This is a genomic window from Pseudomonas sp. MDT1-17 (assembly GCF_054898105.1).
In genome coordinates, this window is sequence record NZ_JBUBVM010000001.1 from 4,404,106 (window position 1) to 4,421,502 (window position 17,397).

The 17,397-nt window shown below is 60.0% G+C and carries 15 protein-coding genes; 14 read left to right on the forward strand and 1 reads right to left on the reverse strand.

Annotation, left to right across the window (positions count from 1 at the left end; translation table 11 throughout):
* The 14 genes from ACYZTX_RS20465 to ACYZTX_RS20530 all read left to right on the forward strand — a co-directional run bounded on the left by ACYZTX_RS20465 (position 1) and on the right by ACYZTX_RS20530 (position 15,527).
* A complete protein-coding gene (locus ACYZTX_RS20465; RefSeq protein WP_008146035.1) occupies positions 1-675 on the forward strand; it encodes a NuoB/complex I 20 kDa subunit family protein in 675 nt (224 codons plus the stop codon).
* Between the two features lie 72 nt (positions 676-747).
* Complete coding sequence (gene nuoC / locus ACYZTX_RS20470) at positions 748-2,532, forward strand: NADH-quinone oxidoreductase subunit C/D (RefSeq protein WP_462035612.1); 1,785 nt, start codon at positions 748-750, stop codon at positions 2,530-2,532.
* Positions 2,533-2,534: 2 nt separating this feature from the next.
* A complete protein-coding gene (gene nuoE / locus ACYZTX_RS20475; protein WP_008146039.1) occupies positions 2,535-3,032 on the forward strand; it encodes an NADH-quinone oxidoreductase subunit NuoE in 498 nt (165 codons plus the stop codon).
* The gene (nuoF, locus tag ACYZTX_RS20480) at positions 3,029-4,384 is read left to right on the forward strand and encodes an NADH-quinone oxidoreductase subunit NuoF (RefSeq protein WP_017339604.1); all 1,356 of its coding nucleotides are present in this window, start codon (positions 3,029-3,031) and stop codon (positions 4,382-4,384) included. The genes nuoE and nuoF overlap by 4 nt, the downstream gene beginning before the upstream one ends.
* A gap of 137 nt (positions 4,385-4,521) precedes the next feature.
* Positions 4,522-7,236 (forward strand): NADH-quinone oxidoreductase subunit NuoG, encoded by a 2,715-nt coding sequence (nuoG, locus tag ACYZTX_RS20485; protein ID WP_462035613.1) that lies wholly within the window; start codon positions 4,522-4,524, stop codon positions 7,234-7,236.
* A complete protein-coding gene (gene nuoH / locus ACYZTX_RS20490; protein ID WP_131062359.1) occupies positions 7,233-8,240 on the forward strand; it encodes an NADH-quinone oxidoreductase subunit NuoH in 1,008 nt (335 codons plus the stop codon). Before nuoG ends, nuoH begins: the two co-directional genes overlap by 4 nt.
* A 12-nt stretch (positions 8,241-8,252) precedes the next feature.
* Entirely contained in the window at positions 8,253-8,798 is a 546-nt protein-coding gene (nuoI, locus tag ACYZTX_RS20495) for an NADH-quinone oxidoreductase subunit NuoI (RefSeq protein ID WP_218244332.1), read from the forward strand.
* Between the two features lie 9 nt (positions 8,799-8,807).
* Positions 8,808-9,311, forward strand: coding sequence for an NADH-quinone oxidoreductase subunit J (gene nuoJ / locus ACYZTX_RS20500; RefSeq protein WP_007905076.1), 504 nt, complete (start codon positions 8,808-8,810; stop codon positions 9,309-9,311).
* A gap of 2 nt (positions 9,312-9,313) precedes the next feature.
* Positions 9,314-9,622, forward strand: a complete 309-nt coding sequence (gene nuoK, locus ACYZTX_RS20505; RefSeq protein ID WP_007905077.1) for an NADH-quinone oxidoreductase subunit NuoK — start codon at positions 9,314-9,316, stop codon at positions 9,620-9,622.
* Entirely contained in the window at positions 9,619-11,472 is a 1,854-nt protein-coding gene (gene nuoL, locus ACYZTX_RS20510) for an NADH-quinone oxidoreductase subunit L (protein WP_462035614.1), read from the forward strand. The genes nuoK and nuoL overlap by 4 nt, the downstream gene beginning before the upstream one ends.
* Before the next feature lie 39 nt (positions 11,473-11,511).
* Positions 11,512-13,044, forward strand: coding sequence for an NADH-quinone oxidoreductase subunit M (gene nuoM / locus ACYZTX_RS20515; protein ID WP_462035615.1), 1,533 nt, complete (start codon positions 11,512-11,514; stop codon positions 13,042-13,044).
* Between the two features lie 7 nt (positions 13,045-13,051).
* Positions 13,052-14,515: an NADH-quinone oxidoreductase subunit NuoN gene (nuoN, locus tag ACYZTX_RS20520; protein WP_462035616.1), complete on the forward strand. Its 1,464-nt coding sequence runs from the start codon at positions 13,052-13,054 to the stop codon at positions 14,513-14,515.
* Between the two features lie 206 nt (positions 14,516-14,721).
* Positions 14,722-15,153 (forward strand): type II toxin-antitoxin system Phd/YefM family antitoxin, encoded by a 432-nt coding sequence (locus ACYZTX_RS20525; RefSeq protein WP_462035617.1) that lies wholly within the window; start codon positions 14,722-14,724, stop codon positions 15,151-15,153.
* A complete protein-coding gene (locus ACYZTX_RS20530; protein WP_462035618.1) occupies positions 15,150-15,527 on the forward strand; it encodes a type II toxin-antitoxin system VapC family toxin in 378 nt (125 codons plus the stop codon). Before ACYZTX_RS20525 ends, ACYZTX_RS20530 begins: the two co-directional genes overlap by 4 nt.
* Before the next feature lie 152 nt (positions 15,528-15,679).
* On the opposite strand, the gene ltrA is transcribed toward ACYZTX_RS20530, so the two are convergent.
* Positions 15,680-16,996, reverse strand: a complete 1,317-nt coding sequence (gene ltrA / locus ACYZTX_RS20535) for a group II intron reverse transcriptase/maturase (RefSeq protein WP_462035619.1) — start codon at positions 16,994-16,996, stop codon at positions 15,680-15,682.
* Positions 16,997-17,397: the final 401 nt, after the last annotated feature.

Below are 17,397 nucleotides of genomic sequence, written 5' to 3' on the forward strand. Positions count from 1 at the left end.
ATGCAATACAATCTCACCAGGATCGACCCCGATGCTCCTAACGAGCAGTATCCGATTGGCGAGCGGGAAACCGTTTCCGATCCGTTAGAAGATCAAGTTCACAAAAACATTTTCATGGGCAAGCTCGAAGACGTGCTTAACGGCACGATCAACTGGGGGCGCAAGAACTCCCTGTGGCCGTATAACTTCGGTCTTTCGTGCTGCTACGTGGAAATGACCACCGCCTTCACGGCGCCCCACGACATCGCGCGCTTTGGCGCCGAGGTTATCCGGGCATCGCCGCGTCAGGCGGATTTCATGGTTATCGCCGGTACCTGCTTCATCAAGATGGCGCCGATCATTCAGCGTCTCTACGAGCAAATGCTCGAACCTAAATGGGTTATTTCCATGGGTTCGTGCGCCAACTCCGGTGGCATGTACGACATCTACTCCGTCGTTCAAGGGGTGGACAAGTTCCTGCCCGTGGACGTCTACGTGCCTGGCTGCCCGCCCCGCCCTGAAGCTTTTCTGCAAGGCTTGATGCTGTTGCAGGAGTCGATTGGACAGGAGCGTCGTCCGCTTTCCTGGGTCGTCGGCGATCAAGGCGTGTACCGCGCCGAGATGCCTTCGCAAAAGGAACAGCGCCGCGAACAGCGAATCGCAGTCACCAACCTGCGCAGCCCCGACGAAGTCTGATCCAGCTCTGCTTCTTTTATAGAACGAGAAACTGGCTTCATTCTTTACGTTGACCGAAAGCGATAAATAACCATGACTACAGGCAGTGCTCTGTACATCCCGCCTTATAAGGCAGACGACCAGGATGTGGTCGTCGAACTGAATAAACGTTTTGGCCCCGAGGCATTCACCGCCCAGCCTACCCGCACCGGCATGCCGGTGCTTTGGGTTGCCCGCGCCAAACTCGTCGAAGTCCTGACCTTCCTGCGCAACCTGCCCAAGCCGTACGTCATGCTCTATGACCTGCACGGCGTGGACGAGCGTCTGCGCACCAAGCGTCAAGGGCTGCCAAGCGGCGCCGACTTCACTGTGTTCTATCACTTGATGTCGATCGAACGTAATAGTGACGTAATGATCAAGGTCGCCTTGTCCGAGAGCGACCTTAGCGTGCCGACCGTGACCGGTATCTGGCCGAACGCCAACTGGTACGAGCGTGAAGTGTGGGACATGTACGGCATCAACTTTGCCGGTCACCCGCACCTGACCCGCATCATGATGCCGCCGACCTGGGAAGGTCACCCGCTGCGCAAGGACTTCCCGGCTCGTGCCACCGAGTTCGACCCGTTCAGCCTGACGCTGGCAAAGCAACAGCTTGAGGAAGAAGCCGCGCGCTTCAAGCCTGAAGACTGGGGCATGAAGCGGTCCGGTGCGAACGAGGACTACATGTTCCTCAACCTCGGCCCTAACCACCCTTCCGCGCACGGTGCGTTCCGCATCATTCTGCAGCTGGATGGTGAAGAGATCGTCGACTGTGTGCCGGACGTCGGTTACCACCACCGTGGTGCCGAGAAGATGGCCGAGCGTCAGTCCTGGCACAGTTTCATTCCGTACACCGACCGTATCGACTACCTCGGCGGCGTGATGAACAACCTGCCGTACGTGCTCTCGGTCGAGAAGCTGGCCGGCATCAAAGTACCTGAGAAGGTCGACGTCATCCGCATCATGATGGCCGAGTTTTTCCGGATCACCAGCCACCTGCTGTTCCTGGGGACTTACATCCAGGACGTCGGCGCCATGACCCCGGTGTTCTTCACGTTCACCGACCGTCAGAAGGCGTACACGGTGATCGAAGCCATCACCGGTTTCCGTCTGCACCCGGCCTGGTACCGCATCGGTGGCGTCGCTCACGACCTGCCGCGCGGCTGGGAAAAACTGGTGAAGGACTTCATCGAGTGGATGCCAAAGCGTCTGGACGAATACCAGAAAGCCGCATTGGACAACAGCATCCTGCGTGGCCGGACCATCGGCGTCGCGGCCTACAACACCAAAGAGGCCCTGGAATGGGGCGTCACCGGTTCTGGCCTGCGTTCGACCGGTTGCGATTTCGACCTGCGCAAGGCTCGTCCGTACTCCGGCTACGAGAACTTCGAATTCGAAGTACCGCTGGCGGCCAATGGCGATGCCTATGACCGTTGCATCGTGCGTGTCGAAGAAATGCGCCAGAGCCTGAAGATCATCGAGCAGTGCATGCGCAACATGCCGGAAGGCCCGTACAAGGCGGATCACCCGCTGACTACGCCGCCGCCGAAAGAGCGCACCCTGCAGCACATCGAGACCCTGATCACGCACTTCCTGCAAGTTTCGTGGGGCCCGGTCATGCCGGCCAACGAATCCTTCCAGATGATCGAAGCGACCAAGGGCATCAACAGTTATTACCTGACGAGCGATGGCGGCACCATGAGCTACCGCACCCGGATTCGCACCCCAAGCTTCCCGCACCTGCAGCAGATCCCTTCGGTGATCAAAGGCAGCATGGTCGCGGACTTGATTGCGTACCTGGGTAGTATCGATTTCGTTATGGCCGACGTGGACCGCTAAGCATGAACAGCACGCTTATCCAGACAGACCGTTTCGCCCTGAGCGAAACCGAGCGCTCGGCCATCGAGCACGAGCTGCATCACTACGAAGACCCGCGCGCGGCGTCGATCGAAGCCCTGAAGATCGTCCAGAAGGAACGTGGCTGGGTGCCTGACGGCGCGCTCTACGCCATCGGCGAGATCCTCGGCATTCCGGCCAGCGACGTTGAAGGCGTGGCTACTTTTTATAGCCAGATCTTCCGTCAGCCGGTTGGCCGTCACATCATCCGCGTCTGCGACAGCATGGTTTGCTACATCGGCGGCCACGAATCCGTTGTCAGCGAAATCCAGAGCAATCTGGGCATCGGCCTGGGTCAGACCACCGCCGACGGTCGTTTCACCCTGCTGCCGGTCTGCTGCCTCGGCAACTGTGACAAGGCGCCGGCTTTGATGATCGACGACGACACTTTCGGTGATGTGCAGCCTGCCGGCGTTGCCAAATTGCTCGAGGGCTACGTATGACCCTGACTTCCTTCGGTCCTGCCAACCGCATCAAGCGGTCGGCCGAGACTCACCCGCTCACCTGGCGTCTGCGTGACGACGGCGAAGCTGTCTGGCTCGACGAGTACCAGGCCAAGAACGGTTACGCGGCGGCGCGCAAAGCCTTCGCCGACATGGCACAGGACGACATCGTCCAGACCGTGAAAGACGCCGGCCTTAAAGGTCGCGGCGGTGCAGGCTTCCCCACGGGCGTTAAGTGGGGCCTGATGCCGAAAGACGAATCCATCAACATCCGCTACCTGCTGTGCAACGCGGACGAGATGGAACCGAACACCTGGAAAGACCGCATGCTGATGGAGCAACTGCCCCATCTGCTGATCGAAGGCATGCTGATCAGTGCTCGCGCGCTGAAAACCTACCGTGGCTACATCTTCCTGCGTGGCGAATACACCACCGCCGCCAAGCACCTGAACCGTGCCGTGGAAGAAGCCAAGGCTGCAGGCCTGCTGGGTAAAAACATCCTGGGCAGCGGCTTCGATTTCGAGCTGTTCGTCCACACCGGCGCCGGGCGTTACATCTGCGGTGAAGAAACCGCACTGATCAACTCCCTCGAAGGCCGCCGCGCCAACCCGCGCTCCAAGCCGCCCTTCCCGGCCGCCGTTGGCGTGTGGGGCAAGCCGACCTGCGTGAACAACGTTGAAACCCTGTGCAACGTGCCGGCGATCATTGCCGACGGCGTGGACTGGTACAAATCGTTGGCGCGCGAAGGCAGTGAAGACATGGGCACCAAGCTCATGGGCTTCTCCGGCAAGGTCAAGAACCCGGGCCTGTGGGAATTGCCGTTCGGCGTCACCGGTCGCGAGTTGTTTGAAGACTACGCCGGCGGCATGCGCGACGGTTACAAACTCAAGTGCTGGCAGCCAGGCGGCGCCGGTACCGGCTTCCTGTTGCCGGAACACCTCGACGCACAAATGTATGCCGGCGGCATCGCCAAGGTGGGCACCCGTATGGGTACCGGCCTGGCCATGGCGGTGGACGACAGCGTCAACATGGTTTCCCTGCTGCGCAACATGGAAGAGTTCTTCTCCCGCGAATCCTGCGGCTTCTGCACCCCGTGCCGTGACGGCTTGCCGTGGAGCGTCAAGCTTCTGCGCGCCATCGAGAACGGTGAAGGGCAAGCCGGCGATATCGAGACCCTGCTGGGTCTGGTCGGTTTCCTCGGCCCTGGCAAGACCTTCTGTGCTCACGCACCGGGCGCCGTGGAACCGTTGGGCAGCGCAATCAAATACTTCCGCCATGAGTTCGAAGCCGGCATCGCGCCTACCAGCGCCGTCGTCCCACCTCTGGCAAGGCCGATCGTAGTCGGCGCTTAACGCTTTAAAAAAAGCGAACGGTCCGTGCCGTTCGCTTTTCGCGCGATGACGCCTTTAACGGCTGTTTTGATTCGCACGGATAACAAGATTCCATTAGCCACGCCCGCTGACACCGGGCCAACGAAGAACTTTGAACCATGGCCACTATCCACGTAGACGGCAAAGAGCTCGAAGTCGACGGGGCAGACAACCTGTTACAGGCATGTCTGTCGCTAGGCCTCGATATCCCCTATTTCTGCTGGCACCCAGCCCTAGGCAGCATTGGCGCTTGCCGCCAGTGCGCGGTCAAGCAGTACACCGACGAGAACGACAAGCGTGGTCGGATCGTCATGTCGTGCATGACGCCAGCTACCGACGGCAGCTGGATCTCCATCGACGACGAAGAAGCGAAAGTGTTTCGCGCCAGCGTCGTTGAATGGCTGATGACCAACCACCCTCACGACTGCCCTGTCTGTGAAGAAGGCGGTCACTGCCACCTGCAAGACATGACCGTGATGACCGGCCACAACGAGCGCCGTTATCGCTTCACCAAGCGTACCCACCAGAACCAGCAACTGGGCCCGTTCATTTCCCACGAAATGAACCGCTGCATCGCTTGCTACCGCTGCGTGCGCTTCTATAAGGACTACGCCGGCGGCACCGACCTCGGTGTGTTTGGCGCCCACGACAACGTGTATTTCGGTCGCGTTGAAGACGGCACCCTGGAAAGCGAGTTCTCCGGCAACCTCACCGAGGTCTGCCCGACCGGTGTGTTCACCGACAAGACTCACTCCGAGCGCTACAACCGCAAGTGGGACATGCAGTTCTCGCCGAGCATCTGCCATGGCTGCTCCAGCGGGTGCAACATCTCCCCGGGCGAGCGCTACGGTGAACTGCGTCGTATCGAAAACCGTTTCAACGGTTCGGTAAACCAGTACTTCCTGTGCGACCGTGGCCGTTTCGGCTACGGCTACGTCAATCGCGAAGACCGCCCGCGTCAGCCAAAGCTGGCCAACGGCGCCAAGCTGACGCTGGACGAAGCGCTGGATAAAGCCGCCGACCTGCTACGCGGTCGCAACATCGTCGGTATCGGTTCGCCACGTGCCAGCCTCGAAAGCAACTACGCGTTGCGCGAACTGGTCGGCGCCGAGCACTTCTACTCCGGTATCGAAGCCGCTGAGCTGGAACGCATTCGTCTGGTCATGCAAGTGCTGAAAGACAGCCCGCTGCCGATCCCGAACATGCGCGACATCGAAGACCACGATGCCATCTTCGTCCTCGGCGAAGACCTGACCCAGACCGCTGCGCGCATGGCCCTGTCCCTGCGTCAATCGGTCAAAGGCAAGGCCGAAGACATGGCCGACGCCATGCGCGTTCAGCCTTGGCTCGACGCCGCGGTGAAGAACATCGGTCAGAACGCTCTGAACCCGCTGTTCATTGCCAGCCTGGCTGAAACCAAGCTCGACGACATCGCTGAAGAATGCGTTCACGCGGCGCCAGACGACCTGGCCCGCATCGGTTTCGCCGTGGCTCACGCCCTCGACGCCAGCGCGCCTGCCGTTGAAGGCCTGGACGCTGAAGCCCTGGACCTGGCCAAGCGCATCGCCGATGCCCTGCTCGCCGCCAAACGTCCGCTGATCATCGCCGGTACTTCCCTTGGTTCCAAAGCGCTGATCGAAGCGGCGGCGAACATCGCCAAAGCGCTGAAGCTGCGCGAGAAGAATGGTTCCATCAGCCTGATCGTGCCAGAGGCCAACAGCCTCGGCCTGGCCATGCTCGGTGGCGAATCGGTCGACGCAGCGCTGCAAGCCGTGATCGATGGCAAAGCCGACGCCATCGTCGTGCTGGAAAACGATCTGTACACCCGTACCGACAAAGCCCGTGTCGATGCTGCCCTGAATGCTGCGAAAGTAGTGATCGTGGCGGACCATCAGAAAACCGCTACCAGCGATCGCGCGCACCTGGTTCTGCCCGCCGCCAGCTTTGCTGAAGGCGACGGTACGCTGGTCAGCCAGGAAGGTCGCGCCCAGCGTTTCTTCCAGGTCTTCGACCCGACTTACCTCGACGCGAGCATCCTCGTTCACGAAGGCTGGCGCTGGCTGCATGCCCTGCGCGCGACCCTGTTGAACCAGCCAATCGACTGGACTCAGCTGGACCACGTCACTGCTGCGTGTGCTGCAAGCACTGAGCAACTGGCCGGCATCGTCAGTGCCGCGCCGTCCGCCGCGTTCCGTATCAAAGGCCTGAAACTGGCGCGCGAACCGCTGCGTTACTCCGGTCGCACCGCCATGCGCGCCGACATCAGCGTGCACGAACCGCGTACTTCCCAGGATAACGACACCGCGTTCTCGTTCTCCATGGAAGGTTACTCGGGCTCGGTCGAACCGCGTCAGCAAGTGCCATTCGCCTGGTCTCCGGGTTGGAACTCGCCGCAAGCCTGGAACAAGTTCCAGGACGAAGTCGGTGGTCACATCCGCGCTGGCGACCCGGGCACCCGCCTGATCGAAAGCACCGGTGACTCGCTGAACTGGTTCGCCAGTGTTCCGCGCGCGTTCAACCCGGCTCCGGGCACCTGGCAGGTTGTGCCGTTCTTCCACCTGTTCGGCAGCGAAGAGAACTCTTCCAAAGCCGCACCGGTTCAGGAACGCATCCCGGCCGCTTACGTCGCTTTGGCCAAATCCGAAGCCGATCGCCTGGGTGTCAATGACGGCGCCCTGCTCAGCTTGAACGTGGCGGGCCAGACCTTGCGTCTGCCGCTGCGCATCAGCGAAGAGCTGGGTGCCGGCCTGGTCGCATTGCCGGCCGGTATCGCCGGCATTCCGCCAGCGATCTTCGGCAAATCCGTTGACGGTCTGCAGGAGGCAGCTCAATGACCTGGTTCACGCCTGAAGTGATTGACGTGATCATCGCGGTCCTCAAGGCCATCGTGATTCTGCTCGCCGTCGTGGTGTGCGGCGCGCTGCTGAGCTGGGTCGAGCGCCGTTTGCTCGCCCTCTGGCAGGACCGTTACGGTCCGAACCGCGTTGGCCCGTTCGGCGCGTTCCAGATTGCGGCCGACATGATCAAGATGTTCTTCAAGGAAGACTGGACCCCGCCGTTCGCCGACAAAGTGATCTTCACGTTGGCGCCGGTGGTTGCCATGAGCTCCTTGTTGATTGCCTTCGCGATCATCCCGATCACCCCGACCTGGGGCGTGGCGGATATCAACATCGGCATCCTGTTCTTCTTCGCCATGGCCGGTCTGTCGGTCTATGCGGTGTTGTTCGCCGGCTGGTCGAGTAACAACAAGTTCGCCCTGTTGGGCAGCTTGCGGGCCTCGGCGCAAACCGTGTCGTACGAAGTGTTCATGGGCCTGTCGCTGATGGGCATCGTGATCCAGGTCGGCTCGTTCAATATGCGCGACATCGTTGAATATCAAGCGCAGAACCTGTGGTTCGTGATTCCGCAGATCTTCGGTTTCCTGACCTTCTTCATTGCCGGCGTCGCCGTGACTCACCGTCACCCGTTCGACCAGCCGGAAGCGGAGCAGGAACTGGCCGACGGTTACCACATTGAATACGCCGGCATGAAATGGGGCATGTTCTTCGTCGGCGAGTACATCGGCATCGTGTTGATTTCGGCGCTGCTGGTGACCTTGTTCTTCGGTGGCTGGCACGGCCCGTTCGGCATTCTGCCGCAGATCCCGTTCATCTGGTTCGCGCTGAAAACCGCGTTCTTCATCATGTTCTTCATCCTGCTGCGCGCCTCGATTCCGCGCCCACGGTATGACCAAGTGATGGATTTCAGCTGGAAGTTCTGCCTGCCGCTGACCCTCGTCAACATGCTGGTGACCGCTGCGATCGTGTTGCTCAACACGCCCGCCGTCGCGGCTCAGTGAGGAAAGAGAATCATGAAGTACATTTTTGACATCGTGCATGGCTTCTTCACCCAGCTTCGCAGCCTGGTGATGATCTTCGGCCATGCCTTCCGCAAGCGCGACACGCTGCAGTACCCGGAAGAAGCCGTGTACCTGCCGCCGCGCTTTCGTGGACGTATCGTCCTGACTCGCGACCCCGACGGCGAAGAGCGTTGTGTGGCCTGCAACCTGTGCGCCGTGGCGTGCCCGGTCGGTTGCATCTCGCTGCAGAAAGCTGAAACCGAAGACGGTCGCTGGTACCCGGAGTTTTTCCGTATCAACTTCTCGCGCTGCATTTTCTGCGGCCTCTGCGAGGAAGCCTGCCCGACCACCGCGATCCAGCTGACACCGGATTTCGAGATGGCCGAGTTCAAACGTCAGGACCTGGTTTACGAGAAAGAAGATCTGTTGATCTCCGGCCCCGGCAAAAACCCTGATTACAACTTCTATCGTGTTGCAGGTATGGCGATTGCCGGGAAGCCGAAAGGCTCCGCGCAGAATGAAGCCCAGCCGATCAACGTGAAGAGCTTGCTGCCTTAAGGAAGAAAGATGGAATTCGCTTTCTATTTCGCATCGGGTATCGCTGTTGTGTCCACGCTTCGCGTGATCACCAACACCAACCCTGTGCACGCCCTGCTCTACCTGATCATTTCGCTGATCGCCGTGGCCATGACGTTCTTCGCCCTCGGCGCACCGTTTGCCGGTGTTCTGGAAGTGATCGCCTACGCTGGCGCCATCATGGTGCTGTTCGTGTTCGTGGTGATGATGCTGAACCTGGGCCCGGCCTCGGTTCAGCAAGAGCGCGTCTGGCTCAAGCCCGGCATCTGGCTGGGCCCGGTCGCCCTCGGCACACTGCTGCTGGTTGAACTGTTGTACGTGCTGTTTAGCGACGCCAGCGGCCAGGCCATCGGCCACACCACCGTAGACGCCAAGGCCGTGGGCATCAGCCTGTTCGGCCCTTATCTGCTGGTGGTCGAACTCGCCTCGATGCTGCTGCTTGCTGCAGCCGTCACGGCGTTCCACTTGGGCCGCAACGAAGCCAAGGAGCAATGACGATGCCTGCTATCCCTTTGGAGCATGGTCTGGCGGTCGCCGGCATCTTGTTCTGCCTCGGTCTGGTCGGCCTGATGGTCCGCCGCAACATTCTCTTCGTGCTGATGAGCCTGGAGGTCATGATGAATGCCTCCGCACTGGCGTTCATCGTTGCCGGTAGCCGCTGGGGTCAGCCGGATGGACAGATCATGTTCATCCTGGTGATCAGCCTGGCAGCCGCCGAGGCCAGTATTGGCCTGGCGATTCTGTTGCAGCTGTATCGCCGCTTCCACACTCTCGATATCGACGCTGCCAGCGAGATGCGCGGATGAATCTTCTCTATCTGACTTTCGTATTCCCTCTTATAGGTTTCCTGCTGCTGTCGTTCTCACGCGGCCGCTTTTCGGAAAACCTGTCGGCGCTGATTGGCGTCGGTTCCATCGGCTTGTCGGCCATCGTCACGGCTTATGTGATCTGGCAATTCAACGTCGCGCCACCTGAAGGCGGTCACTACACCCAGGTGTTGTGGCAGTGGATGGCGGTGGAAGGCTTCACGCCGAACTTCGCGCTGTACCTGGATGGTCTGTCCCTGACCATGCTCGGTGTGGTGGTCGGCGTCGGCTTCCTGATCCACCTGTTCGCGTCCTGGTACATGCGCGGTGAAGCCGGTTACTCGCGCTTTTTCGCCTACACCAACCTGTTTATCGCCAGCATGCTGTTCCTGGTGCTGGGCGATAACCTGTTGTTCCTGTACTTCGGTTGGGAAGGCGTGGGCTTGTGCTCGTACCTGTTGATCGGTTTCTACTACAGCAACCGCAACAACGGTAACGCGGCACTCAAAGCCTTCATCGTGACCCGTATCGGCGACGTGTTCATGGCCATCGGCCTGTTCATCCTGTTCGCGCAACTGGGTACGCTGAACATCCAGGAACTGCTGGTTCTGGCGCCTCAGAAGTTCCAGGCTGGTGACTTCTGGATGGTCATGGCGACCCTGATGCTGCTGGGCGGCGCTGTCGGTAAATCCGCGCAACTGCCGCTGCAAACCTGGCTGGCGGATGCGATGGCCGGTCCTACCCCGGTTTCGGCACTGATCCACGCCGCAACCATGGTGACCGCCGGTGTCTACCTGATCGCCCGTACTCACGGTCTGTTTGCGTTGGCGCCGGACATCCTGCACCTGGTCGGCATCGTTGGCGGCGTCACGCTGGTTCTGGCAGGTTTTGCCGCACTGGTCCAGACCGACATCAAACGTATCCTCGCCTACTCGACCATGAGCCAGATCGGCTACATGTTCCTGGCCCTGGGCGTTGGCGCATGGGATGGCGCGATCTTCCACCTGATGACCCACGCCTTCTTCAAGGCGCTGCTGTTCCTTGCGTCCGGTGCGGTGATCGTTGCCTGCCACCACGAGCAGAACATCTTCAAGATGGGCGGTCTGTGGAAAAAACTGCCGCTGGCCTACACCAGCTTCATCGTCGGCGGCGCGGCTCTGTCGGCCTTGCCACTGGTCACCGCAGGCTTCTACTCCAAGGACGAAATCCTCTGGGAAGCGTTCGCCAGCGGCAACCACGGTCTGCTTTACGCAGGTCTGGTCGGCGCGTTCATGACGTCGCTGTACACCTTCCGCCTGATCTTCATCGCGTTTCACGGTGAAGCGAAGACCGAAGCCCACGCCGGCCACGGCATCGCTCACTGGCTGCCACTGTCGGTGCTGATCGTATTGTCTACCGCCATTGGCGCGATGATCGTTCCACCACTGCACGGCGTACTGCCCCAAAGCGTCGGCCATGCTGGCGGCGAAGCCAAGCACAGTCTGGAAATCGCTTCGGGCGCCATCGCCCTGGCCGGTATCCTGCTGGCCGCGCTGCTGTTCCTCGGCAAGCGTCGTTTCGTCACTGCAATCGCCAACAGCGGCATCGGCCGCTTCCTTTCGGCCTGGTGGTTCGCTGCCTGGGGCTTCGACTGGATCTACGACAAACTGTTCGTCAAGCCATACCTTGCGATCAGCCACGCACTGCGCAGAGACCCGTTCGACCAGACTATCGGTCTGATCCCGCGTATGGCCAAAGGCGGCCACACCGCCCTGAGCCGTACCGAAACCGGTCAACTGCGTTGGTACGCGGCATCGATGGCAGCCGGCTCCGTGCTGGTCATCGGCGCCATCGTGCTGGTAGCGGTCTGATATGAACCTTGCGAACTTGCGAAAGGAATTGAGCCCGTCATGATTCTGCCTTGGCTAATCCTGATCCCCTTCATCGGCGGCCTGCTGTGCTGGATGGGTGAGCGCTTCGGCGCTACCCTCCCCCGCTGGATTGCGCTGTTGACCATGACCCTGGAACTCGCTCTCGGCCTCTGGCTGTGGGCCCACGGTGACTACTCATTTGCTCCGGCGCCTGGCGCCGACCCGACCTGGGTGCTTGAGTTCAAGCACATCTGGATCGAGCGCTTCGGCATCAGCGTGCACCTGGCCCTCGACGGCCTGTCGCTGTTGATGATCCTGCTGACCGGTCTGCTGGGTATCCTCTCGGTACTCTGCTCGTGGAAAGAGATCCAGCGTCACGTTGGCTTCTTCCACTTGAACCTGATGTGGATCCTGGGCGGTGTCATCGGCGTGTTCCTCGCCCTCGACCTGTTCATGTTCTTCTTCTTCTGGGAAATGATGCTGGTGCCGATGTACTTCCTCATCGCGCTCTGGGGTCACAGTTCTTCGGACGGCAAGAAAACCCGGATCTACGCGGCGACCAAGTTCTTCATCTTCACTCAGGCTTCCGGTCTGATCATGCTGGTGGCGATCCTGGGTCTGGTACTGGTCAACTTCGACGACACCGGCGTGATTACATTCAACTACGCCGACCTGTTGAAAACCAAGATGTCGCTGACCACCGAGTACATCCTGATGCTCGGCTTCTTCATCGCCTTCGCAGTGAAGCTGCCCGTGGTGCCGTTCCACTCCTGGTTGCCTGACGCTCACGCCCAGGCGCCGACAGCGGGTTCGGTCGACCTGGCCGGTATCTTGTTGAAAACGGCTGCTTACGGTCTGCTGCGTTTCGCCCTGCCGCTGTTCCCGAATGCCTCGGCCGAGTTTGCGCCGATCGCCATGACCCTCGGTCTGATCGGGATCTTCTACGGTGCGTTCCTGGCCTTCGCACAAACCGACATCAAGCGTCTGATTGCCTACTCTTCCGTTTCCCACATGGGCTTCGTGTTGATCGGCATCTACTCCGGCAGCCAACTGGCGCTGCAGGGCGCGGTGATGCAGATGCTGGCGCACGGTCTGTCGGCCGCAGCACTCTTTATCCTCAGTGGTCAGCTGTACGAGCGCACCCACACCCGCGACATGCGTGAAATGGGAGGCCTGTGGTCGAAGATCGCTTACCTGCCGGCCCTCAGCCTGTTCTTTGCCGCCGCATCCCTGGGCTTGCCGGGTACCGGTAACTTCGTCGGTGAGTTCCTGATCCTGATCGGCAGCTTCGCCGCTGCGCCATGGATCACCATCATCGCGACGTCCGGTCTGGTGTTCGGTTCGGTCTACTCGCTGATCATGATCCACCGTGCCTACTTCGGCCCGTCCAAATCGGACGCGGTGCTGCATGGCATGGATGGTCGCGAACTGATCATGGTGGTCGGTCTGGCGGCGCTGCTGATTTACATCGGCGTGTACCCGCAACCGTTCCTCGATACTTCTGCTGCGACAATGCATGGCGTGCAGCAGTGGCTCGGCACCGCCTTCACTCAACTCGCTTCGGCCCGGTAAGAGCGCTATGGAATTCACGACTCAACACTTTATCGCGCTTGCGCCGTTGTTGATCACCAGCGCCACGATCATCGTGGTGATGCTGGCGATTGCCTGGCGCCGCAACCACTCGCAGACCTTCCTGATTTCCGTGGCGGGTCTGAACCTGGCGTTGCTGTCGATCCTGCCAGCCCTGAAAGTCGCGCCTCTGGCCGTGACCCCGTTGCTGCAAATCGATAGCTTCGCCTGCTTGTACATGGCGCTGATCCTGGTGGCCACCCTCGCCTGTGTAACCCTCGCCCACGCCTACCTCGGCGATGGCGGTTCGGGCTACCCGGGCAACCGTGAAGAACTTTACCTGCTGATCCTGATGGCCGCCGCCGGTGGACTGGTGCTGGTCAGCGCGCAGCACCTGGCCGGGTTGTTCATCGGTCTGGAACTGCTCTCGGTACCGGTTTACGGTCTGGTGGCTTACGCCTTCTTCAACAAGCGTTCGCTGGAAGCCGGTATCAAGTACATGGTGCTGTCGGCCGCCGGTTCCGCGTTCCTGTTGTTCGGTATGGCCCTGCTGTATGCCGACTCCGGTAGCCTGAGCTTTGTCGGTATCGGTCAGGCCCTGGCGGCCACCGGCCTGCCAAGCTCGCTGGCGCAACTGGGCCTGGGCATGATGCTGATCGGTCTGGCGTTCAAGCTGTCGCTGGTACCGTTCCACCTCTGGACCCCGGACGTTTACGAAGGTGCTCCGGCGCCGGTGGCCGCGTTCCTCGCCACTGCGTCGAAAGTCGCCGTGTTCGCGGTGATGGTGCGTCTGTTCCAGATCTCGCCGGCGGCGAGCAGCGGTGTCCTGAGCGACGTGCTGACCATCATCGCCATCGCGTCGATCCTGTTCGGTAACCTGCTGGCACTGACCCAAAGCAACCTCAAGCGTCTGCTGGGTTACTCGTCCATCGCGCACTTCGGTTACCTGCTGATCGCCCTGGTGGCGAGCAAGGGTCTGGCCGTGGAAGCCATCGGCGTGTACCTGGTCACCTACGTGATCACCAGCCTCGGCGCGTTCGGCGTGATCACGCTGATGTCCTCGCCGTACAACGGCCGTGACGCGGATGCCCTGTACGAATACCGCGGCCTGTTCTGGCGCCGTCCGTACCTGACCGCCGTACTGACCGTGATGATGCTGTCCCTTGCCGGTATCCCGCTGACCGCGGGCTTCATCGGCAAGTTCTACATCATCGCTACCGGTGTCGAGTCGCACCAATGGTGGCTGGTCGGCTCCCTGGTACTGGGCAGCGCCATCGGCGTCTTCTACTACCTGCGCGTGATGGTCACCCTGTACCTGATCGAGCCGAACCTGCGTCGCCACGATGCGCAACTGCACTGGGAACAAAAGGCAGGCGGCGTGATGCTGCTGGCCATCGCCGTAGTGGCGTTCTTCCTCGGTGTGTATCCGCAACCGCTGCTGAACCTGGTTCAGCAATCGGGTCTGGCGGGCTGATCGGTTAGCGATTCCCGGTAGAAAACAGAAACGGCACCTTCGGGTGCCGTTTTTGCGTTTGTGGGATTTGTTACCGCAGCCCTCGCCTCCTCCCACAATCCCCGAAAGCTCTCGCCGGACAATCCGCCTCGTCCTACAGCCAGCATTGAGCACTTGGCTCTATCTTGAGTGACTGCTGGATAGAGCAATCGAGGCGAGGACGAATAATGAAACGTGACATCTTTTTAGAATTGGTAGAAGGCTTCGACGCCTTGGCCGCTGAGCGCCAAGGCAAAGTCTCACTGCTACACCCAAAAGCGAAAGCCGCCAAACTGGCCTCCGTCATCAATGAGGAACCACACAACTTTGCCGCCCCCAAAAATTCTGGCTATATTTGTCCAGAATACGGGGGACACATGATGCTCATCGTTCCGTTGGCAGAAGCAAAAAACAATCTATCTAAACTCGTCGATGAAGCCGCCGCGGGACAGGTCATCACGATTACCAAACATGGTCGGGCACTTGCCCGCCTCGTTCCCGTGGGAAAACCCTGCGGACAGCGTATCGGAGCAATGAAAGGCAAACTGGTACTGCCCGAAGAGTTCGACGCCGCATTGCCGGACGACATGCTTGATGCTTTTGAAGGCACTCAAGAATGAGGCTTCTGCTCGACACGCACATTTTGCTCTGGACGCTCAGTGATGACTCCAGGCTATCCGGCAAAGCCAGAACGATAATTGAGAACGCTGCCGATATTTACGTCAGCGCAGCGACATTCTGGGAAATGGCGATCAAGGTCGGGCTGGGAAAGCTGAACGTTGACCTAGAGGAAATCCGGCAATACTGCCTCGAAAGCGGGTTCATCGAACTGCCGGTTACTTCGGAACATGCCATCGCCGTGAAAGACCTCGAACATCACCATCGCGACCCCTTCGACCGCCTTATTGTTGCAACTGCCATGACAGAACCCATGAAACTTCTCACCGCCGATCCATTGGTTGCCCGCTACACGGATTTGGCTGTTTTGGTCTGATCGGCCCACCACACAACCGTGTTGACGGAAAAGCTCAGGGCGTGAAGGCGGTGGAACAGGCACAATCGGCATAGGGGACGGCCTTCATAGGCCGTTCCCCTGCCACACCACCCGGCATGCGGGTCCGCACCGGGCGGTTCGAGAGATTGAGGTTATGAGAGTCGCACCAGTCCCAGCCTGTCGAACCATGCCACATCCAACACTCGATTCAGCTCAAATCGGCTGTTACGCCACCAGCTATACGAGTTGGCCGCCACTTTCCGGGCCGTTTGACTGCTGGCTCCCAGCACCCTCAGTTCGCGGTAGATCGTCGATCCACGCCGCCATTGCTTAAGCTGGATCGCTCGCAGTCGGTGTCGTATCCATTCATCAAGCTCTCGCCAGATTTTCGGTGTTTGTGACAACCCAAAGTAAGTTTTCCAGCCCAAGAGATAAGGGCGCAGATTTTCGACGACTTGTCGCAGACTGCGGCCACCTGAGCGACGGGTGAGTTCGCGTATCCGTTGCTTGAACTGCTTGCGCGCTTTGACCGCCACAGCTCTTTTGACGCCTTGGGGCGACGCCCAAAAGGCATATCCAAGAAACTTGCGACCAAATGCACTCGCCACCGCACTCTTGCTCTCGTTGACACTCAAGTGCAGCTTTTCATACAGACGCTTCAGCAAAGCCATTACCCGCTGCCCAGCCCTGCGGCTGCGAACATACACATTCGCATCGTCGGCATAGCGTGCGAAGCAATGACCTCGACGTTCAAGCTCCCGATCCACTTCGTCCAGCAGCACATTCGCCAGCAATGGCGACAGCGGGCCACCTTGCGGTGCCCCGCAGCGGCTTTTCTCGACCACGCCATTGATCAGCGTTCCCGCATCCAGATACGCCCGAATCAACCGGATAACCGCCCGACCCGCAATCCGCTTGCGTAGACGATCAATCAAAATATCGTGGTCGACCCGGTCGAAGAACTTCTCCAGATCAACATCCACCACCACTCTGCGCCCTGAGGACACATGGCGCTGGGCCGCCAAAACGGCGTCCTGCGCACAGCGTCCCGGACGGAAGCCGTAGCTGTGTTCACTGAAAGTCGGATCGAGTAATGGCTGCAAGACTTGCAGCAAGGCTTGCTGGATCAAACGGTCGGTGACCGTTGGGATACCCAGCTCGCGTTGACCGCCGTCAGGTTTGGGAATGGCCACACGCCGTACCGGGCTGGGCCGGTAGACACCTGATAGAAGCTGTTCACGAATCGCCGCCCATTGGGTCAGCAAGTATTCGGCCGTCTGATCAATATCCAGACCGTCGACTCCCGCCGCACCTTTGTTGGCCTTGACCCGCTTCCACGCCCGCTTCAGGTTTTCTCTCGCAAAGGCCCGCTCCAGCAGCCCTTGCCCTGCGTTGTTGGATTCATCTTGCGGGCGATCGACCTCGTCGCTGACGGGATTTCTCACGGCTTCACCGTTCGCAGTCTCCATCCGCCCTGCGTTTGGCAGGCATCTGACTTCCGGTCTTTCGCATCAATATGGCCTATAACGCTTTCTCTCGTTCGGCCCTTCGTCAAAAAAAAAAAGACTACTACGGCCTCTGCTGACTTCTCGCTCCGGCTGGCGCCGTCGCCCTTTCAGGCACAAGGCGAGATCTCCCCAGGTAAGAACGCAATCCTTCCCCGCACAACCGCCGGATTTACGCTGCCTGACCCTTGACCACAAGAGCTTCGCGGTTTGTTGCCCGCTCGCCCTGGTTGGCATCGCCTTATATCCGGTTCTTGTCCATCGGCTCACGGTTTCGATTCACGCTTCCTCCCCACACTCGGTCGCCCTCATGCAGTTGCGCTTCACTTCGTTCGCTGTGGTCAGCTCACGGCGGGACTTTCACC